Here is an 18,249-nt window from a genome sequence, read left to right as displayed (position 1 = left end):
ATGGGCAAGCGTGACAAGAAGCAGGAGCCGCCCTCTGCGCCGGCGGCTCCGTTCAACAACCCGTTCGCCGGGCTCGCGGCGCAGCGTGATGCCCTGCCTCAGGCGCCCGCCGCGCCCGAGGCTCCGGCGCCGGTGAAGGCCGAGCCCAAGGGGCCCGCGCGCGCCGTGGTCCGCATGGAGCGCAAGGGCCGGGGCGGCAAGGAAGTCACGGTCGTGGAGCACCTGGAGCTGCCCGCGCCCCAGCGCGAGGTGTGGCTCAAGGCGCTGAAGAACTCGCTCGGCTGCGGTGGTGCGGTGGAGGGTGACACGCTGGTGCTCCAGGGCGACCAGCGTGAGCGCCTGCCCGCGCTGCTGGAGGCGCGGGGCGTGCGCAAGGTCACGGTCGGCTGACGGGCTCGGCGCTCTCGGTGGGGGAGGCTTGGTGTCCTCTGCCAAGAAGGGGCGCCCGGTGCCCCCATTGCCTTGTCGTGGCCCGAAGTTGAAGCAGGGCGAACGAACGCGTGATTCTCACTCCTACCTGAGGCCGGTACTGGGCGCCTCGGAGGGTGTCAGGGATTTCTGATACTCCGGTTTGGAACGGGGGGACACGCCCGGAACCGGAGGACAGGGATGAGAGCGCATGCGGTCATCTGGCTGGCGTTGGCGCTTGCTGTCACGGGCTGTTCGACCACCCGGGTTGTACGTCTGGACATGGGGGATGGGCCTCCCGTGGTCCACATGCCATTCACGGAGACCGGCGCCGGGCCCGTCGAACTGGACGAGGACGAATTCGAGGAGGCCGTGGTGGTGCTCGCCCGAGACATCCGGCCCTTCGCCAATCCATTGCGAGAGGCCCGTCAGCTCTTCGGAGTCCCAGACAGAGGCGGGGTGTACCTGTACCAGCCTCGCGCCCCCCGGCTCATTCCTCAGGAGGAAGAATCGAATCCGGATGGCCCTCGTCTTCTGGCGTCCTATGCGGATGATGAGCTGACGCGCGCCTATGGCCGCTGGTGCGAGCGCAAGTCGCAGCCCGGCGACTGCCTGCGCCTGCTGGCCGAAGGCCCGTTGCTGGCCAGTGACGGTAAGTACTCGCTGGCCATGGCCATCGCCATGGACTCGGTCTGGGAAGAGACGGCCGAGGCGCTGGAGGACATGGCGGACCCGCAGGTGCTGCTGGCGACGGTAAGTGCCTCCGTCAGCATGTACCTGCTCCTGTGGGCACTGCCCGAGCCGGTGAGCAAGGGAGTGGCGGCGCTGCTGACAGCCACCGCCATCGCCTACCTGGGCGCGGACACGGTGTGGCGCATCCTGGACGGGTGGATGGTGCTCGTGCGCGAGGTGGACCGGGCGACCTCCTTCGAGCAACTGAGCGACGCGGGCGCGGCATACGGCGAAGTCCTTGGAGAGAACGCTGCGCGCGTCTTCGTCATGCTGGCTACCGCGGCCATTGGCAATACGGCGGGCCTGGCTGCGAAGACTTCACGGCTACCGGGCTCGGCGCAGGCGGCGCTCGCGGTGGAGACACAGGCAGGCTTTCCTTATACGGCCACTGGAAGGGTGCGGTCGGTGGCGATGGCAGCTGATGGCTTCACCGTCGTGCTGGCTCCCAACGCGGTCGCCATGGCGGCCCGGGACATGCGGAGCGGGCGCTCAGAGAACCATCACCTCGCCACCAACAAGAACAGTGTCTCCACCGTGCGCGGTGGCCCCTGGACGCCGCGGTTCAGGAGGATCTTCAAGAAGGCTGGGATGGAGCTGAAGGACCCTGAGAACATCGTGCCCGTCGCGCGCCACAGCGGGCCCCATCCGCAGAAGTACCACGAGCGGGTTTACGAGCGCCTGAACGCTGCCACCGAGAACTGTCGCAAGGTAGAGGAGTGCCGTGCGGCCCTGACCAGAGCCCTTCAACAATTGGCCAGGGAGGTCGCCACGGCAGGAACGGAGCTCAACTTGCTCGTGACGCGCGGGCAGTAACGGTTAGAACCACATCATGCCGAGTCGTTTCTTCAGGATTGCCGAGGACGTCCAGGCCGGTAACTGGTACTTGGGAGACCCTGAGGACTCGCGCGGCCAGGAAGTCGACGATCCGTGGATGTTCAGGGCAGGGCGGCCCGTTCAGGTCGAAGGCCCTTTGAAAGTTCCCATCGACGAGCCGGGCAGGGCGCTGGATTTTTCCCTGGCAGGGGTGGGGCTTGCACCCATTGTCCACGTCAAGGTCGCCACCCTCTTCGTGGAACTGGCCCGGGACGATGTGCAGACGATTCCGGTGGGCATCAAAGGCCATCCGGACCAGTACCTCCTCCTGGTGGCCACGAAGCTCATCCGCTGCATCGATGAGAAGGCTTCCAAGGTGCAGTTCTGGAAGCCGGAAGACGGGCTGCCCGAGAAGGTCGGTCAGTACTACGCGGTCGATGACTTGCGCATCGACCCCAGCAAGGCGGGCGAAGCCAAGGTGTTCCGCACGGAAGGGTGGACCATGGCCCTCGTCGTCTCCGAGGACATCAAGCAGGCCCTGGAACGCATCCATGCCACCGGCGTGAAGTTCACGCCGGTATAACCCCCGCGGTTCCCCGAAGCGCGGACGAGACTCGGTGGCGGACAGCCCGGACACGAAGAAGCCCGGGCCACCGTGAAGGCGCCCGGGCTTCGTGTGACGGCGTCTTGCGCCGCGAGGACTACAGCGCGCCGATGATGGCGTCGGTGAACTCGCGGGTGGTGGCCTTGCCACCGAGGTCGCCGGTGCGGACCTCGCCCGAGCTGTACACCTTCCAGATGGCGTTCTCCATGCGGCGCGCCGCCTCACCCATCTCCAGGTAGTCCAGCATCATCACCGCGGACATCATCAGCGCGGTGGGGTTCGCGATGCCCTTGCCCGCGATGTCCGGGGCGGTGCCGTGCACGGCCTCGAAGACGGCGGTGCGCTCGCCGATGTTCGCGCCCGGCACCACGCCCAGGCCGCCCACCAAGCCCGCGCACAGGTCGCTGAGCACGTCGCCGTAGAAGTTCTCCGACACCAGCACGTCGAAGCGGGTCGGGTCCTTCACCAGCTGCATGCAGAGGTTGTCGATGATGACTTCCTCGTAGGTGATTTCCGGGAACTCACGGCCCACCTTGCGGCAGCAGTCCAGGAACAGGCCGTCCGAGAGCTTCATGATGTTCGCCTTGTGAACGGCCGTGACCTTCTTGCGGCCATTCTTCCGGGCGTACTCGAAGGCAAAGCGGGCGATCCGCGTGGAGGCCTTCTCGGTGATGATCTTCAGCGACTCCACCACGCCCGGGACGATGATGTGCTCCAGGCCGGCGTAGAGGCTCTCCGTGTTCTCACGCACCACCACGAGGTCCACGCCCTCGTAGCGCGTCTTCACGTTCGGCACGCTCTTCACGGGCCGCAGCGACGAGTACAGGTCCAGCCGCTTGCGCAGGCCCACGTTGGCCGACGGCAGCCCGCCGCCCACCACCGTGCCCGTGGGGCCCTTGAGCGCGATACCGCTGCGCAGCACCGCCTCCACCGTCTCGTGCGGCAGGTTGGTGCCGTACTTGGCCACCACCTCGGTGCCTGCATCCTTGTACTCGAACTCGAGGGGGACCTTGAGCGCCTCGAGGACGCGCACGGTGGCCGCCATGACTTCGGGGCCAATGCCATCGCCATTGATGATCGTGACAGTGCGGGTGTTCGCCATGGGTGCGGATTCACAGCACAATTTCTCTGGCGTCGAAAGAACGAAAACGCCCGGCATTCAGCCGGAGGCATGGCGGCCATGAGGAAGGCACACCCCTGGGGTCGCCCCAGCCGCCTCCCGGGTGGGTAGGCGTCCACCAGGGACCTCAGTGCTCGGTCGTGGAGGACGGGCGGGGGCGCCGGGTGGGCCGGCGGCGGGTGTGGATGGCGTAGGGCCGGTAGAAGGACTCCCACAGGGCGGCCCGGCGGCCCCGGGGACGGGTCCTCAGCTCGCCCAGGGGCGCCCGGATGAAGAAGGACGAGATGAACAGGTAGGACGCCGTCAGCGTGAGCATCAGCAGGATGGCCGTCACCAGCTCGCCGGGAATCCAGGCCACGCGGGCCCGGAGCAGGAACTCGTCGAGGTCCACGGGCGGCTTCGGGTGGCTGTAGACCTTCACGAACCACGTCATCATCAGGACCATCAGAATGGGCCCGTAGGCGCGGTTGAGCCGCGTGGAGATGGCGGAGAAGAGGGACAGCTGGATTTGCGGCCGCTCCAGCTCCAGGGCCAGCTCGCGCAGGGCGTCCGGGTCCACCGGCTCGCGCCGGAGCATGGGGGCCCACCATCCATCCTCCAGCAGGCGCACCCGGCGGTTCCACAAGTCGTAGTAGCGGTAGCGCCGCGCCTCGATGAGGAGGAACGACACCACCATCCAGATGCCCACCAGGAAGGTGACGTGCGAGCTCTCCGCCGAGGCGAAGCCGAAGGAGATGACCGCCGCCGTCGTCGTGAGCGCCCAGTTGGTGGTGGTGTCCAGGCGCGTGCGCCAGGTGTCGGAGCGGCTGAGCTCCCCCCGGAACAGCTGCGCCATGGCCTGCTGGGAGAGCCAGGGCGACTCCAGCACGTCGTTCTTGTCGCGTTCGCGCACGGCCATCCTCCCCCGGAAGGTGGGCTGGGCAGTGGGCGATTGCAACGCAGGTGGTGCCACCGCAGCGGGCAGGCGGGCGGGCGCCCGGGTGGCCATGGCGGGCAGGCATGAACAGCTTGCTGACTTGAACGTGCCCGACGTCAATCCCATCCAGGCCCTGTCCAGGCTCCTCCAGGAGGAGCGCGAGCGCGTGGCGCGCCTGTGGGCCAAGCGCCTGCGCGCGGAGACGTATGACGTGGAGGTCCCCGGAAGGGACCTGCGTGCCCCGCTGCGCCGGATGCTCGACGAGCTGGCCCGCCTGCTCAGGGATCGGCCCGACGACGCGGTCCGGCTGTGGCCGGAGGTGGTCCGCCCGCACGGGGCCTACCGCTACAGCCAGAACTTCGACCCCGAGGACCTGTCGCGCGAGTTCAAGTCCCTGGAAGAGGTGATGCTGCACGTCTACGCCCGCCGCAACGGGGGCTTCATCGAGCCCGAGGTCGCGGAGCTCATGGCGGAACTGGTGTGGGAGGCGGACGCGGCGGCCCAGGCGTCCTACGCGCGCATCCTGAAGACGGAGGAGGTCCGCTTCCGCGAGGCGGCGGTGATGGAGTCGGTGCTCAACCAGGTGGACGTGGGCATCATGCTGGCCGAGGTGGACGGCACCGTCTCCTTCGCCACGCCGCCGGTCAGCCGCCTCATGGGCGTGCCCATGCGCGCGGTGGTGGGCGCCCGCGCGGCGAGCACCATCAACCCCGTGCTGACGCAGGTGAACGCGCGCCACCTCACGGGCGAGCCCTTCAGGCTCGCGGACATGCCCTTCCTGCGGGCCCTCAAGGAGAAGGGGCCGGTGCGCGGGGTGATGATGGTGGTGGAGCGCCCCGGCGGCGACACCGCCACGCTGGAGCTGAGCGCCACGCCCGTGTGGGAGGAAGAGGGCGAGCTGGCCGGCGCCATCCAGACCTTCACCGACCGCACGGAGGCGGTGAACAAGACGAAGGCGCTCCAGAGCGCGCACGGAGAGCTGCGCCGGTTGCAGGGACGGCTGCTCCAGCGCACCCGCCAGCAGGCGCTGGGGCAGCTCGCCAGCGGCGCGGCACACGCGCTCAACAACTTCCTCAACGTGCTGCGGCTGCGAATCACCCTGCTGCAACGTGAGTTCAAGCCGGAGCACCTGGAGGCGCTCGACAAGACGGTGCAGCAGATTGGCGAGCTGGTGGCGCGGCTGCAGGAGTTCAACATCCAGCGCACCCAGGAGCAGCCCACGGACGTGCCGGTGGACCAGACGGTGCGCGAGGCCCTGGAGCTGGCGCGCGGCGAGCTGGAGCAGCGCGAGCAGCCCGTCTCCGTGGACCTGGACCTGGGCGGGCCAGGCAACGTGCGCGCGGACGCGGGCTTCTTCCGCGAGCTGGTGGTGAACCTGCTGCTCGTCGCGAGAGACCGGATGGAGTCTGGTGGCCGACTGCATGTCGCCACCCGCGCGGATGGCCTGTCGTGGCTGACGCTGCGCATCGAGGACGAGGGCGCTCCCTACGCACCCGAGGAGCTGGCGCGCCTCTTCGACCCGCTGCGCAGGGACGCCGGCGCGCCGCAGCTGTCCCTGTTCCTGGCCGTCGCCCGGGCGCAGGTGGAGCGCTGGGGCGGCGAGCTGACGGCGGAGGTGCCGCTGTCGGGGAAGGGCGCGGCCTTCGTGGTGCGGCTGCCCCGTGTGCACGATGGGGCCGCGGCCACGGGCGCGCGCGCGGAGCCCTCGCGCGCCGAGGTGATGCGCCCCGCGGGGCCTCGGCGCTTCCAGCAGACGCGCCGCGTGCTGGTGGTGGACGACGACCTGGACAACGCCCGGATGATGGCCGAGGTGCTGGGCGAGGAAGGCTACGAGGTGCAGGTGGCCCACAGCCCGGCGGTGGCGATGGGGATGTGGGACCGGCGCCGCTACGATGCCGCGTTGCTGGACGCGGTGATGCCGGAGATGAGCGGCTGGGAGCTGGCGCGCGAGCTGCGCAAGAAGTCCCCCCAGGCGCTGCTGGCCATCGTTACTGGCATGGACGTGCGCGGACAGAACCGCGCCAACCTCGCGCTGGTGGACGCGGTGTTCCGCAAGCCCATCGACGTGGGTGCGCTGGATGACTTCCTGGCGCAGGCCGACACCGGTGCTTCGGAGAACGGGCCCCCCGCGCCGGGCGCGGCGCCTCCTGCCTGAGCTTGAGGTTCCGGGCCGTCCGGTCGCCGTAGCCGGCCGGCGTCCTGGCCCCACCGTGCGCGGCGCCTCCCGCCTGAGCTCCAGGCTCCGGGCCGTCCACTGCCGGCCGGCGTCCTGGTCCCACCGTGCGCGGCGCTCCTCGCCCGAGTTCCTGGCTCTGGGCCGTCCGCCGCCGGCCGGCGTCCTGGCCCCACCGTGCGCGGCGCTTCCCGCCTGAGCTTGAGGCTCCGGGCCGTCCGCCGCCGGCCGGTCTCCTGGCGGCAGCTCACGCTTCTCGGGACGCCTGGAGTGAGCCTGCGGCCGGGAGCCTTCAGGTCGGCCCGCGGCCGACGAGGGCCTCGAGACGTGCAACGGCGCAGGCCGGGGGCGGCGCCGTGGAGCGTTTTCATCCTGCTCCCGACATGCTTGTCTGACCTCCGGCGCGGCGCTTTCCGTCGCGTTGAGTCCCATGGAGGCAGTGCGTGCGGGTGGATGACCTTTGCGTGGTGCTGGTGACCTCGCTGCTGCAAGGCGACAGCGCCCGGTGGCCCGAGAGGCTCGAAGCACTGGAAGCGGAGCTGGGTGAGGGCTGGTCGCTGCGGCGACTCGCGGTGCCCCAGGCGTACTCGCTGGGTGTCCAGTTCCAGGATGGCCGTGAGCTGCCGCTGGCCGAATGGCTCGAGCAGCTGACGAAGGGCGGGCCGCTGTCCGCGCGCGTGGTGGACTTCGGCACGTCCAGCGCGGAGACGCTTCCCGCGCACATCGCCGCCGCGTTCGCCAACACCGGCGGCGTGGTGCTGGAGCTGTCCTCGGGAGGCACGTCCTCGCTCTTCCTCCTGCGGACGCACCACAGTCGCCCGTACCTCCTCACCGCGCGGCAGCTCGTGGACTTCGCGCGCGCCCAGTCGCACGCGGACCGCATCTTCGAGGTCTGGGCGGAATCCATCTCCGAGAACAACGTCCTCAACGACCGGCCCGCGGTGTCGGCCGCGGAGGTGGCGGACTATCTGTGCTCCCCGGCCGGTTTCGTGCACTACGACCTGCGCGGGAGCGACCTGGTGAAGGCGCTCCAGTCCACCGTCCGCCGACTGGGCGCGGAAGTGAACATCCCCGAGGCGCTCCGCCCGTGCTTCTACACCAGCGACCCGGACGCACTGATGGCCGAGATGCTGCTACCTCCCGACCGGCGGGCGGAGTTCGTCCCGGAGGAGGAGGAGCTCCTCATCACGGAAACCACCACGCCGCAGCAGTTCGCGGACCTGGTGGCGGCCCAGCCCTTCGCCAGGGACGCGTGGGAGCGCATCGCTCGGGACCAGAACCAGTTCCTGGCCGAGGGCGAGTCGCCCGTCTCGGCCGAGGACTTCGAGGCCCGGCTCCGGGCGATGCCACCGGACGGGCTCCGGTCGATGCTGACCGGCAACCTGATGATGGCATTGCAGCAGGCCTGCCGGGCGCATGGCGCGGAGCTGGTGGTCCCCGAGCCCTTGCGTGGATGCATCCGGCCCGTGTTCTCGCCGGAGGAGCTCGCCGGACGCATTCCAGGCAAGGAGCTGCTGCGCCTCCAATCCAATCCCGACGTGTACCAGATGTTCCTGTTCCAGGAGCTTGGGCGCGGGCCCGCCCCCGTTCCCGCGGGGCCTGCCTGGGACGATGCGCGGCGCGACTTCATCGAGGCGCTTCGGGAAGCCAGCCGCTTCGCCACCGAGCAGGGCTCGAGCTTCGCGGATGCCTTCAAGCTGGCGCTCTTCGCGCTCGAAGGCCAGGCGCCACGCTATGGGGACCTCTCGCCGGAGCGGATGCCGGCCTATCTAGAGGCCGCGAAGGCCGCGGGCTTCGACGCCTGGCCCGTGGAGGTCTTCGAGCGCAAGCTGGGCTCGATGGCGCTGTTCCTGCCTCTGGGATTGTCCGAGGCGAAGCTGCGCGGGCTGCTCGCCTACCTGTTGTCCGACGTCTTTGGCGGCATGGGCTCGTGGAATGACCAGTACTTCGAGACGCCCGAGGCACAGCAGCAGTACGACGCCATCTCCGCGCGGCTATACGGCGCGCTGAGCGCGTTCTTCGTGGCCACGCTCAACGCATGTTGAGTCCCAAGGCGGTCCGGGCCCGGCAGGCGGGCCCTGGCTGCCTGTCCCTCCCTTGTGGCGGTGGTCGGGCGTGTCCACCTGTGACGCAGGAGGACACCACCATGTCTCGCAAGATGATGGACTGCCGGGAGGCGCCCAGCGACACCCACTGCACGCTGACGATTGCCGGCGAGGAGGACGAGGTATTCCAGGCGGCCGTCGCGCACGCGGTCTCCGCGCATGGCCACGAGGACTCCGCCGAGCTGCGGGAGATGATTCGCGGGATGCTCAAGGACGAGACGCCCGCGGCCGGCATGGGGCGGCCTCCGGCGATGCAGGAGCCACAGCAGCCGAGCAGGCACTGACGGACTGCCGGACCTCGGAGGACCGCCGGGCCGCGAGTCGCCGTGCCCGGGCTCCCGCGGAGCGAGCCATGGCGCTCAGCCAGGTGCCCACTGCGAGCGGTTGGGTTGGCTCCTCCGGGGCACTAGATTGGCGCGGGTGAGTGCCCCCCTGAGCCTGGAGCGCGTCCGCCGCAAGGTGGAAGCGGGTGAGACGTTGAGCGATGCGGAGCTGGCCCTGCTTCGCACCGAGGCGCAGCGCAGCCCGGGCCCCTCCTTGCGGCTGGCCCTGGCACATGCCCTGGTCAACGCGGGCGCCGAGCGCGAGGCGCTGCCCCTGCTGGAGTCCCTGCGCCGCGACTTCCCTCGCGACGTGCCAGTGCGGCTGGGGCTGGCGCGGGCGTTACTGGGCCTGGAGCGCAACGGCGACGCCGAACGGCTGTTGACCGAGGTCCTCGCGCAGTCCCCGGGTGACCCCGAGGTGCTCAAGGTGCTGGCCGTCCTGGGCCTGCGGCGCGGCGAGACGGACAAGGCGCGCGCCTACGTCGCGGATGCGCTGGCCAGGGACCCCTTCGACGCCGAGGCGCGGCTGCTGAAGGAGGAGCTGGAGGCCGTGGAGTTGCCGCCTCCCGTTCCGCGGGAGCAGGTGCTGCGCCCGGAGTTCACCGCCGCGCTCACCGCCGCGCTGGGGCGCGCCCGGATTGCGTTCCGGCGGCAGGGCAAGGACCTGCTGGTGAAGCTCGCCACGGGGGGCGTCGGGCGCGTGGACGTGGGCTCGCTGTACGCCGCATACCAGGAGTCCCCGGGTACGCAGGGCCTGGCGGCCTACGCGGACGCGCTGGCGGCGCGGCTGGGCGGACTGTCCTCGGGCTTGAGCGCGGAGGGCCAGGCGCTGGAGGCCCGGTTGCGCCCGGTGCTGCGCCCAGCGGGCTTCGCGGCGAAGGCCGTGGGCGCCCTGCACCGGCCGGGGCCCGCGGGGCTGGACGTCTTCTACGTTCTGGAGGACGCCGAGTTCGTGCGCTACCTGCCGGAGGCCGCGCTGGCGCCCGCCGGGCTCACGCTGGAGTCGGCGGACGCGGCGGCCTGGCGCAACCTGTCCTCGAACGTGGCGCCAGTCCGGCCCGTGCTCGTGGACCAGGGCGAGGTCCGCCTGGCGGAGGCCTTCTCGGGGCTGTGGGCGGTGGCGGAGGGGGACGGCCATGACGCCGCGCGGCTGCTGCTGGCGCCGCAGCGGAAGGCCCTGGCGCAGCTCGCGGGAGACGTCCCCCTGCGCGTGTCGCTGGGCCGGAGGGAGCTGGCGGTGGTGTGCCGCGAGTCGGACACCGAGGCCTGCGCGTCGCTGGCGCGGCTGATGCCCTCGCCGGATGGCATCCCGGGCACCTTCCGGCTGACGGAAGAGGGCCTGTCCGCGGGGTGAGGCGCGCTCAGCCCGCGGTGCCCGCGGGAAGTCGGTCCACGAACACCACCTCGCGATAGCCCAGCGTGAGCAGCAGCGCCCGCAGCGAGCGCTCCGCCGACTCCCGGGCGCGCCGCTGGAGGCGCCCGTCCGCGCGGACCTCCTGCTCGAAGGCGGCGCGGGCCTTCTCCAGCAGCTGCGCCGTCTGTTCGCTGTCCAGGTTGGAGTCGATGACCTCCGTCTCTCCCGGACGCAGCTCCACCTTCACCTCCAGCGGCGGGAGCACCACGTAGACGCGGGTGCCCGTCACCTGGAGATGGGAGCGGTCGAAGCGCTGGAAGTCGAAGCCCAGGTGCGCGTTCGCGAAGACGATGGCGCGGCCGTGCGGATTCTGGAGCGTGTAGCGCGCCCAGTTCAGCACGTCCTTCCAGAGCGCGTCGGTGGCCTGCGGCTCGGGCGTGAAGGACACCTTCTTGTAGAGGGCGACGTCGAGCGTCTCCAGCCGCGCCACGTCCCGCATCTGCTGCACCACGGAAGGCGTGTCCGGCAGCGACGGAGACGCGGGCTTCAGCAGCAGCCATGCCCCGACCGCGCCGAGTACGGCACCCAGGATGACGGTGAGGACTCGCGAGAGGTGCGCCATGCCCCCAGTGTACCTCTCCCGCCGGACGGCCCTGGCGTCCTCAGATGGAAGGCGCCAGCAGGACGACCGAGTAACCCACGGCCGTTCGGGTTCCAGGATTCTCGTAGGAGTGCTTCTGGTCCCCCCGGAACACCACCACGTCGCCGGGCTGGAGGAGGAAGCGCTCCCCGCTGGCGACGAGCAGCAGCTCTCCCGCCTCGCACGCCAGGTACTCCCGGGTGCCGGGCGTGTGCGGCACGCCGGTGACGCGGACCTGGGGTGGCAGCTCCACGCGGTCGAACTCCATGCCGGGCAGCGGGTCCGGCAGCAGCTTGCGCAGCGTGCCTCCACCGCGCATCCGGACGGGCAGGGTGGCGCGGGGATAGTGCCGGGCGCTCGCCCGGGGCTTCGCGATGAGCTCCTCCAACGACACCTGGAGCGCGGCGGCTACGCGGTGCAGCACGGACAGCGTCGGGTTGGCGGCACCGGACTCCAGGTGGGCCCAGGTGGCGCGGGGGACGCCCGCGAGGCGGGACAGCTGTGCCTGGGTGGCGCCTCGCGTCTCGCGCAGCGAGCGGATGTTGCGGGCCAGCCTGCCGGGAAGGTCATCGTCGTTCATGGATTGGCAATCTGCCAAGGCCTTGGCTTCTGCGCCAATGGAATGGCGGACCGCGTTTATCTCCAGGCGCAGGGAGGACACGCGAATGGTCCGCATCGACAAGAGCATTCTGATTACAGGCGCGAGCCGGGGGCTCGGGCTGGCGCTGATGAACGGCTTCGCCCGCCGGGGCGCGCGGGTGGTAGGCGTGGCCCGCCACGCCGCGGAGATGGAGTCCGTCGCGGAGGCGCTGCGCTGGGAGGGGCTGGACGCCCACGCGCTGGCCTACGACGTGGGCGACAAGGAGGCCATCTACCCGATGGTGGGCGCCGCCACCGCGCTGGTGGGCCCGCTGGACGTGCTCATCCATAACGCGAGCACGCTGGGCCCCACGCCGCTGCCGCTGCTGCTGGACACCGCCTGCGAGGACCTGCAGCGCGTGCTGGAGGTCAACGTGGTGGGCCCCTTCCGCCTCACCAAGGCGGTGGCGGGAAACATGGCGGTGCGGGGCAAGGGGCTCGTCATGCACATCACCTCGGACGCGGCGGTGTCCGCCTATCCCCGCTGGGGCGCGTATGGCGTGTCCAAGGCGGCGCTGGAGCACCTGGGGCGCGTCTGGGCGGCGGAGCTGGAGGGCACGGGCGTGCGCTTCCTGACGGTGGACCCCGGGGAGATGGACACGCGGATGTACCGGGACGCCGTGCCGGACGGGGACTACTCCCGGTTGAGCCGGCCGGAGGCGGTGGCGGCTCGGCTCGTCGACCTGGTGGCATGGCAGGCCGAGTCGCTGCCGTCGGGAACCCGCCTGGAGGCGGCGAAGCTGGAGGCGGCATGAACCCCGCGCGCTGGCCCGCGGAGCGTCCCGAGGAAGGACGCCTGCTGCACGTCGAGCCCCGCGCTCGCCGCTTCCACGACACCCGGGTGGCGGAGCTCCCCTCGCTGCTCCGCGCGGGAGACCTGCTGGTGGTGAACGACGCGGCGACGCTGCCCGCGTCCCTGGCGGGGCGCACGGAGTCGGGAGAGCGCATCGAGCTGCGCCTGCTGTCGCGCGAGCCGGACGGCGCCTGGACGGCGGTGCTGTTCGGCGTCGGGGACTGGCGCAGGCGCACGGAGGACCGGCCACCGCCGCCCGTGCTGCCCGTGGGCGCGGGCCTCGTGGTGGGCGGCCTGAAGGCTCGTGTCGAAGCCGTGCTGCCGCCGTCGCCCCGCCTGCTGCGCGTGGCCTTCGAGGCGACGGGCGCCGCGCTCTGGTCCGGGCTCTACCGGAGCGGGCGTCCGGTGCAGTACGCGTACATGGAAGCGCCGCTGTCGCTGTGGCACGTGCAGACGGCCTATGGCGCGCGCCCCTGGTCCGCGGAGGCCCCCTCCGCGGGCCTGCCCCTCACGTGGAGCGTGCTGCTGGCGCTGCGGCGGCGGGGCGTGCGGCTGGCGTCGCTCACCCATGCGGCGGGGCTGTCCTCCACGGGGGACGCGGCGCTGGACGCGGCGCTGCCCCGGCCCGAGCGCTCGGACATCCCCGAGGCCACGGTGGACGCCATCCTGCACACGCGGGCCTCGGGCGGACGCGTGGTGGCGGTGGGCACCACGGTGGTGCGGGCCCTGGAGGGCCGCGCGGCCCAGCACGGCGGCTGGCTGGTCGCGGGCGAGGACGTGACGGACCTGCTCCTGGGGCCCGGCTTCGTCCCGCGCCTGGTGCACGGGCTGCTCACCGGCGTGCACGAGCCGGGCAGCAGCCACCATGCGCTGCTCCAGGCCTTCGCGCCGCTGCCGCTGCTCCAGGAGGTGGCCGCGCACGCCGAGGCGCGCGGCTACCTGGGGCACGAGTTCGGAGACTCGTGCCTGCTGCTGGACGCGTGAGCGGCGTGGGCCCCTGGAGGGGTTACTGGAGCTGGGTGGTCTCCAGCTCCACCTTCACCCAGCCGGGCTTGCGCACGTCGAAGTTGCGGTACGCGTCGATGGCGCTGCCCATGGGCTCCACGTGGGACAGGATGGCCGTGGGGTCCACCACGCCGGTGCGCACCAGCTCCAGCAGCTTGGGGATGTACTTGCGGTGGTTGCAGTTGCCCATCTTCATCGTGAGGTTCTTGTTCATCGCCATGCCGATGGGGAACGTGCGCACCTGCTGTGGGTAGACGCCGATGATGGACAGCGTGCCCGCCTTGGCCAGGCCCTCCACGGCCCACATGAGGGCCTGCGCGGGCGCGTCGCCGGGCACCCAGTTGTCGCCCTTGGGGTTCGTCTTGGGGGCGGCCTCCTTCACCTCGCGCTTGAACTCGGCCTTCTCCTCGTGCGCCTTCTTCGCCGCGGGGCCGTGGTGCGCGTGCATGGCGTCCACGCCCACCGCGTCGATGGCGCGGTCCACGCCGATGCCGTTGGTGAGGCGCTTGAGCGTCTCGAGCGGGTCCTCCTCGTCGAAGTTGATGACCTCGGCGCCCTGGGCCCGCGCCAGGTCCAGCCGGTCCTCGTGGCAGTCGATGGCGAAGACGCGGCCGGCGCCCAGCAGCTTCGCGCTGACGATGGCGAAGAGGCCCACGGGGCCGCAGCCGAACACCGCCACGGTGTCACCGGGTTTGATTTCCGCCAGCTCCGCGCCCATGTAGCCGGTGGGGAAGATGTCGGAGATGAGGATGGCCTGCTCGTCGGTGACGCCCTCGGGAATCCGCACCAGGCCCACGTGCGCGAAGGGCACCCGCACCTTCTCCGCCTGCATGCCATGGAAGGGCCCCGTCTCCTGGGGACCACCGAAGAAGGCCGTGCCCGCGCTGGCGCCGTTGGGGTTGGCGTCGTTGCACTGGGCGTAGTAGCCGGCGCGGCAGTACGCGCAGTTGCCACAGGCGATGGTGGAGGGGATGACCACCCGGTCGCCGATGTTGAGGTTGCGCACGTCGTCGCCGAGCGCCTCGACGATGCCCACGCCTTCGTGGCCGAGGATGGTGCCCGGCTTCATGCCCGGCATGGTTCCTCGAATCATGTGCAGGTCGGTGCCGCAGATGGCGCTCGCCGTCAGGCGGACGATGGCATCCGTTGGCTTCTCGATTCGAGGCTCCGCCACCTCATCGAGCCGGATGTCCCCAATCCCATGGAAAACGACTGCCTTCATCGCGTGCGCTCCTGCCCCCTCGGGGCGCTGTTGCCAAGACGTAGCGGGGCCTGCGCGGACGCGGCCCCGTGAGACTTGGAGCGTGGGCATTCGCCCGGATGGGGGCAAAGCGCGCGCCGCCTCCTCTTCCGCCCAGCGGCCGTGGGAGCGGGGACTAGCGGCTGGAGGTGTGGTGGACGTGGAAGGTGAGCCGCTTGCCGAAGACGCGGCGGAAGTTCATGACCTCGCGGTCCGCGTTCCACAGCTCCAGGTCGACCGGGTGGCGCGTGTGGAGGTGCAGCGCCACGCCGTCTCGGCCGTTGGTCGCCTTGAAGTCCTTGATGGGCTGGTGGTGGCTGACGTCCAGCGAGTTGGCCACGCGCAGCAGGGTGGCCAGCTTGCGCACCGTCCGTGCCTCGGCCGGGGTGAGGCCCGCCATGCCAGAGTGGGCCAGCTCCGGCGGGCTGCGCCGGTGGTAGCGGGCGATGCGGGCCACCAGCTCGCGCTCCCGGTCGGCGAGGCCCGGCAGGTCGGCGTGGCGGATGAGGTAGTACGTGTGCTTGTGGTGCCGCTCGTAGCTGACGGCGTGCCCCACGTCGTGGAGGAGGGCGGCCACCTCCAGGTAGGGGCGTGCCGACAGCGGCAGCTGGTGCAGGGCGGCCAGGTTGTCGAACAGGCCGAGCGACAGCCGCGCCACCTGGCGGGCGTGCTTCTCGTCGAAGTAGAAGCGCTTGCCCATGGCCAGGGCGGCGTCCGCGAGGCTGTGGTCCTCGCGGTGCTCGTCCTGCCGGTAGAGCAGGTCCACGAGGATGCCGTCGCGCAGGCCCCGGTTGACGACGCTGACGGACTCGACACCCAGGTACTTGGCCACGGCCTCCAGGATGACGGCGCCGGAGACGATGATGTCCGCGCGGCGCGGGTCGAAGCGCTTGCGGCGGCGCTCGGGGGGCATCTGCGCCAGCGTGTCCACCGTCTGCGTGAGCTGGCGGACGGTGGCGTTGCCGCTGTCCTCCGCGGCGGCGAAGGACACCACGGCGCTGATGGTGCCGGACGAGCCGAGCGCCACGCGGGGGACGTTGGGCACCGTGGGGGGTAGCGTCTTCTGCAGCACGTCGGAGACGAAGCTGCGCATGAGGCGCAGTTGCCGGGGCGGCACGGTGCGCGAGGCGTCGAAGACCTCGGTGAGGCGCACGGAGCCGAGCGCGAGGCTCCACAGGTTGTCGGGCTTCTCGCCAATGGCGGTGGCGATCTCGGTGCTGCCGCCGCCGATGTCGATGAGCAGCGAGCGCGTCTGGGGCGGCTTGCGGTGGAGCACACCGAGGCAGATGAGGCGGGCCTCCTCCTTGCCGCTGACGACCTCCAGGTTGAGGCCGGCTTCCTCGCGCACGCGGCGGACGATGTCGCTGCTGTTCTTCGCCTCGCGCAGGGCGCTGGTGGCCACCGCGCGCACCTGGGCCTTGTGCCGGCGGCAGAGGGCGGCATAGCGGCGCAGGGTGGAGAGCAGGCGCTCGGCCGTCTCCTCGGGCATGGAGCCGGTGGCGAAGACGCCCTCGCCGGGACGGATGGCGTCGCGTTCCTGGTGCAGGGTTTCGAGCGCGCCATCGGCGTCGGGCCGGGCGAGCTCCAGGCGGACGGCGTTGGTGCCCACGTCAATGGCGGCGAGGACGGGCTGCGGGGGGCGGCGAGGAGGCATGAGTCGTTCTGGCCGGAGTGTACGGTCCCTGGGCACCGGGTGCAGCGGGAACCGCATGGGGTGTCCACCTTCCGGGCCAGCGCCCGATATGCGGGCAGCCGAAGGCCCCGGTCGACATCTCCTGCTTCGGGCCACGCCCGCGAGCTACCGCTTCCGCCGCCGCCCCATGAAGCTGGCGAAGCGCTCCGCGAAGCGCGCGACGGCCAGCCCCACGATGTCGAGCAGCCACTGCTGGAGCCCCGAGCGCGCGCAGTCCTCCAGGAACACCCGCCGGGAGGCGCGCAGGTGCTTGTCCAGCCACCGCTGGGCCTGGGCCGCCACGCCGGGCTCCTCCACCTCCACCAGCGTCTCCAGGTTCACGAGCGACAGCGGGTCCAGGTTGAAGCTGCCCACCAGCAGCTTCGTCCCGTCCACCAGCGCCGCCTTGGCGTGCAGCGTGGAGGCCGTCCACTCGTGGATGCTCACCCCGGCGCGAAGGAAGTCGCGGTACAGCCGCATCGTCGCCGCGCGCGCGAACACCACGTCGCTGCGCCCGGCCAGCATCAGCCGCACCGCCACGCCCCGCCGGGAGGCGCGCTTGAGCGCCCGCATGAAGCCCTTGTCCGGAAGGAAGTACGCGTGCGCCAGCACCACCTCGTGCCTCGCGCCATCAATCGCCTGGAGGTAGCGCTTGCGCAGCCGGTGCCCGCCGCCGAAGCCGGACAGGAACAGCTTCACCGTGTCCGACTCCAGCGTCGAGGCCCCGGCATTCAACCTGGCCCCGAGCTGCCGGCAGATGTCGCCCCGCAGCTCCAGCGCCAGGTCGGCCCAGCCGGGCGTGTCGCCATGGGCCGCATAGGCATCCCCGATGTTGATGCCTCCGAGGAATGCCACCGTGTCATCGACGAGGAGAATCTTCCGGTGGTTGCGCCACGAGCGGCCGGTGCACAGCGAGGTGAGCGGGTTGTACACGCGCACCTTCGCTCCCGCGGCCCTCAGCGTCTGCGTGAGGTGCCGGCTGGCGCCGATGCTTCCCCAGCCGTCCACCACCACCTTCACCGCGACGCCCCGGTGCGCTGCTTCCACCAGGGCCTCGAGGAACCGCGCGCCAATGCCCTCCCGCTCGAAGGTGTAGACCTCCAGGTGCACCCGGACCTTCGCGGAGGCGATGGCCTCCAGCATCCGCGGGTACGCCTCCGTCCCACCGTCCAGCAGGGTGAACCGCTCCTCGCGGAGCTCGTTCGGCGCGAGGCGCGGAGCAGGCGTGTTCAACCGCGGCAGGGAGGCTTCGGCACGCATGGGCAGCCTGCACCCTACCGCCCCCGACGCCTCCAAGGGACAGCCTCACCGTGACACGGACGCCGTCCCCGCGTGGGCCGCCGTCACCCGTCGTGCTTGCGGGCGCCCTTGCCCTTGCCCTTGTGCCGGCACTCGGTGCCGTCCCAGTACTGGCTCGGATGGCAGCGCTTGCCTTTGCGCTTGAACTTCTTCGACTTGGCTGGACGCGAGTCGTGGTGGTGATGGTGGACGCAGCCACTGAAGGTGAAGAGCGCGAGAACCGGGAGGAGGAGCTGGGCTTTCTTCATGCGGGGCCAGGACATGATTGTTCGGACCCCGTGCGGCAGCGGGCGGCCACATCGCCCTGTCGACGCTGTGCGCCTGCTTCGATAGCCTGCGCGCCGTGCCCCCTGCTGCGAAGTCCGTCCGTCATCGGAAGATTGGTGCCTACCGCGTCCTCGGAGAGCTGGGGC

At 70.9% G+C, this 18,249-nt stretch carries 17 protein-coding genes; 9 read left to right on the top strand and 8 right to left on the bottom strand.

The annotated features are described in order from the left end of the window. The 3 genes from VZL07_RS08370 (at window position 1) to VZL07_RS08360 (ending at window position 2,536) form a co-directional block, all read left to right on the top strand. A complete protein-coding gene (locus VZL07_RS08370; RefSeq protein ID WP_426754826.1) occupies window positions 1-390 on the top strand; it encodes a translation initiation factor in 390 nt (129 codons plus the stop codon). 219 nt (window positions 391-609) lie between these two features. Further along, window positions 610-1,953, top strand: coding sequence for an AHH domain-containing protein (locus VZL07_RS08365; RefSeq protein ID WP_426754825.1), 1,344 nt, complete (start codon window positions 610-612; stop codon window positions 1,951-1,953). A gap of 16 nt (window positions 1,954-1,969) precedes the next feature. Continuing rightward, window positions 1,970-2,536, top strand: a complete 567-nt coding sequence (locus VZL07_RS08360; protein ID WP_426754824.1) for an imm11 family protein — start codon at window positions 1,970-1,972, stop codon at window positions 2,534-2,536. A gap of 118 nt (window positions 2,537-2,654) precedes the next feature. Here VZL07_RS08360 and VZL07_RS08355 read toward each other — a convergent pair whose 3' ends face one another. Together VZL07_RS08355 and VZL07_RS08350 are read right to left on the bottom strand one after the other, a co-directional pair. Next, window positions 2,655-3,659, bottom strand: a complete 1,005-nt coding sequence (locus VZL07_RS08355) for an isocitrate dehydrogenase (NAD(+)) (RefSeq protein WP_426754823.1) — start codon at window positions 3,657-3,659, stop codon at window positions 2,655-2,657. 145 nt (window positions 3,660-3,804) lie between these two features. Beyond that, on the bottom strand, window positions 3,805-4,575 hold the full coding sequence (locus VZL07_RS08350) for a DUF2270 domain-containing protein (RefSeq protein WP_426754822.1): 771 nt from the start codon (window positions 4,573-4,575) through the stop codon (window positions 3,805-3,807). A 13-nt stretch (window positions 4,576-4,588) separates the two neighbouring features. On the opposite strand from VZL07_RS08350, the gene VZL07_RS08345 reads away from it, so the two are divergent. The 4 genes from VZL07_RS08345 to VZL07_RS08330 all read left to right on the top strand — a co-directional run bounded on the left by VZL07_RS08345 (window position 4,589) and on the right by VZL07_RS08330 (window position 10,548). Further along, window positions 4,589-6,748 (top strand): response regulator, encoded by a 2,160-nt coding sequence (locus VZL07_RS08345; RefSeq protein WP_426757264.1) that lies wholly within the window; start codon window positions 4,589-4,591, stop codon window positions 6,746-6,748. Between the two features lie 461 nt (window positions 6,749-7,209). Continuing rightward, a complete protein-coding gene (locus VZL07_RS08340; protein ID WP_426754821.1) occupies window positions 7,210-8,811 on the top strand; it encodes a hypothetical protein in 1,602 nt (533 codons plus the stop codon). Between the two features lie 101 nt (window positions 8,812-8,912). After that, window positions 8,913-9,155, top strand: a complete 243-nt coding sequence (locus VZL07_RS08335; protein ID WP_426754820.1) for a DUF1059 domain-containing protein — start codon at window positions 8,913-8,915, stop codon at window positions 9,153-9,155. Window positions 9,156-9,291: 136 nt separating this feature from the next. Further along, a complete protein-coding gene (locus VZL07_RS08330) occupies window positions 9,292-10,548 on the top strand; it encodes a tetratricopeptide repeat protein (protein ID WP_426754818.1) in 1,257 nt (418 codons plus the stop codon). Between the two features lie 7 nt (window positions 10,549-10,555). Here VZL07_RS08330 and VZL07_RS08325 read toward each other — a convergent pair whose 3' ends face one another. Together VZL07_RS08325 and VZL07_RS08320 are read right to left on the bottom strand one after the other, a co-directional pair. Continuing rightward, the gene (locus VZL07_RS08325; RefSeq protein ID WP_426754817.1) at window positions 10,556-11,170 is read right to left on the bottom strand and encodes a DUF4230 domain-containing protein; all 615 of its coding nucleotides are present in this window, start codon (window positions 11,168-11,170) and stop codon (window positions 10,556-10,558) included. A 40-nt stretch (window positions 11,171-11,210) separates the two neighbouring features. Continuing rightward, window positions 11,211-11,768, bottom strand: coding sequence for a helix-turn-helix domain-containing protein (locus tag VZL07_RS08320; protein ID WP_426754816.1), 558 nt, complete (start codon window positions 11,766-11,768; stop codon window positions 11,211-11,213). A gap of 85 nt (window positions 11,769-11,853) precedes the next feature. Here VZL07_RS08320 and VZL07_RS08315 point away from each other — a divergent pair, with 85 nt between their 5' ends. Next, window positions 11,854-12,582, top strand: coding sequence for an SDR family NAD(P)-dependent oxidoreductase (locus tag VZL07_RS08315; RefSeq protein WP_426754815.1), 729 nt, complete (start codon window positions 11,854-11,856; stop codon window positions 12,580-12,582). Continuing rightward, complete coding sequence (locus VZL07_RS08310) at window positions 12,579-13,604, top strand: S-adenosylmethionine:tRNA ribosyltransferase-isomerase (RefSeq protein WP_426754814.1); 1,026 nt, start codon at window positions 12,579-12,581, stop codon at window positions 13,602-13,604. Before VZL07_RS08315 ends, VZL07_RS08310 begins: the two co-directional genes overlap by 4 nt. A 22-nt stretch (window positions 13,605-13,626) precedes the next feature. Here the strand turns inward: VZL07_RS08310 and VZL07_RS08305 are convergent, their stop codons facing one another. The 4 genes from VZL07_RS08305 to VZL07_RS08290 all read right to left on the bottom strand — a co-directional run bounded on the left by VZL07_RS08305 (window position 13,627) and on the right by VZL07_RS08290 (window position 18,099). Then, entirely contained in the window at window positions 13,627-14,847 is a 1,221-nt protein-coding gene (locus VZL07_RS08305; protein ID WP_426754813.1) for a zinc-dependent alcohol dehydrogenase, read from the bottom strand. A 154-nt stretch (window positions 14,848-15,001) separates the two neighbouring features. Then, window positions 15,002-16,519 (bottom strand): HD domain-containing protein, encoded by a 1,518-nt coding sequence (locus VZL07_RS08300; RefSeq protein ID WP_426754812.1) that lies wholly within the window; start codon window positions 16,517-16,519, stop codon window positions 15,002-15,004. Between the two features lie 144 nt (window positions 16,520-16,663). Then, the gene (locus VZL07_RS08295) at window positions 16,664-17,797 is read right to left on the bottom strand and encodes a phospholipase D-like domain-containing protein (RefSeq protein WP_426754811.1); all 1,134 of its coding nucleotides are present in this window, start codon (window positions 17,795-17,797) and stop codon (window positions 16,664-16,666) included. An 83-nt stretch (window positions 17,798-17,880) separates the two neighbouring features. After that, entirely contained in the window at window positions 17,881-18,099 is a 219-nt protein-coding gene (locus VZL07_RS08290; RefSeq protein ID WP_426754810.1) for a hypothetical protein, read from the bottom strand. Window positions 18,100-18,249: the final 150 nt, after the last annotated feature.

Origin of the sequence: Pseudomyxococcus flavus (genome assembly GCF_050038885.1) — a bacterium.
In the GTDB taxonomy this organism is placed as follows: Bacteria; Myxococcota; Myxococcia; order Myxococcales; family Myxococcaceae; genus Myxococcus; species Myxococcus flavus.
The sequence above is the reverse complement of the archived record's forward strand: the minus strand, read 5'-3'. Positions and strand labels throughout refer to the sequence as shown.

What these genes read in the sequence shown, in the direction of transcription:
- VZL07_RS08325 (WP_426754817.1), bottom strand. Translation starts at nt 11,170, where the DNA reads ATGGCGCACCTCTCGCGAGTCCTCACCGTCATCCTGGGTGCCGTACTC.
- VZL07_RS08305 (WP_426754813.1), bottom strand. Translation starts at nt 14,847, where the DNA reads ATGAAGGCAGTCGTTTTCCATGGGATTGGGGACATCCGGCTCGATGAG.
- VZL07_RS08355 (WP_426754823.1), bottom strand. Translation starts at nt 3,659, where the DNA reads ATGGCGAACACCCGCACTGTCACGATCATCAATGGCGATGGCATTGGC.
- VZL07_RS08350 (WP_426754822.1), bottom strand. Translation starts at nt 4,575, where the DNA reads ATGGCCGTGCGCGAACGCGACAAGAACGACGTGCTGGAGTCGCCCTGG.
- VZL07_RS08335 (WP_426754820.1), top strand. Translation starts at nt 8,913, where the DNA reads ATGTCTCGCAAGATGATGGACTGCCGGGAGGCGCCCAGCGACACCCAC.
- VZL07_RS08295 (WP_426754811.1), bottom strand. Translation starts at nt 17,797, where the DNA reads ATGCGTGCCGAAGCCTCCCTGCCGCGGTTGAACACGCCTGCTCCGCGC.
- VZL07_RS08320 (WP_426754816.1), bottom strand. Translation starts at nt 11,768, where the DNA reads ATGAACGACGATGACCTTCCCGGCAGGCTGGCCCGCAACATCCGCTCG.
- VZL07_RS08315 (WP_426754815.1), top strand. Translation starts at nt 11,854, where the DNA reads ATGGTCCGCATCGACAAGAGCATTCTGATTACAGGCGCGAGCCGGGGG.
- VZL07_RS08365 (WP_426754825.1), top strand. Translation starts at nt 610, where the DNA reads ATGAGAGCGCATGCGGTCATCTGGCTGGCGTTGGCGCTTGCTGTCACG.
- VZL07_RS08290 (WP_426754810.1), bottom strand. Translation starts at nt 18,099, where the DNA reads ATGTCCTGGCCCCGCATGAAGAAAGCCCAGCTCCTCCTCCCGGTTCTC.
- VZL07_RS08360 (WP_426754824.1), top strand. Translation starts at nt 1,970, where the DNA reads ATGCCGAGTCGTTTCTTCAGGATTGCCGAGGACGTCCAGGCCGGTAAC.
- VZL07_RS08370 (WP_426754826.1), top strand. Translation starts at nt 1, where the DNA reads ATGGGCAAGCGTGACAAGAAGCAGGAGCCGCCCTCTGCGCCGGCGGCT.
- VZL07_RS08310 (WP_426754814.1), top strand. Translation starts at nt 12,579, where the DNA reads ATGAACCCCGCGCGCTGGCCCGCGGAGCGTCCCGAGGAAGGACGCCTG.
- VZL07_RS08300 (WP_426754812.1), bottom strand. Translation starts at nt 16,519, where the DNA reads ATGCCTCCTCGCCGCCCCCCGCAGCCCGTCCTCGCCGCCATTGACGTG.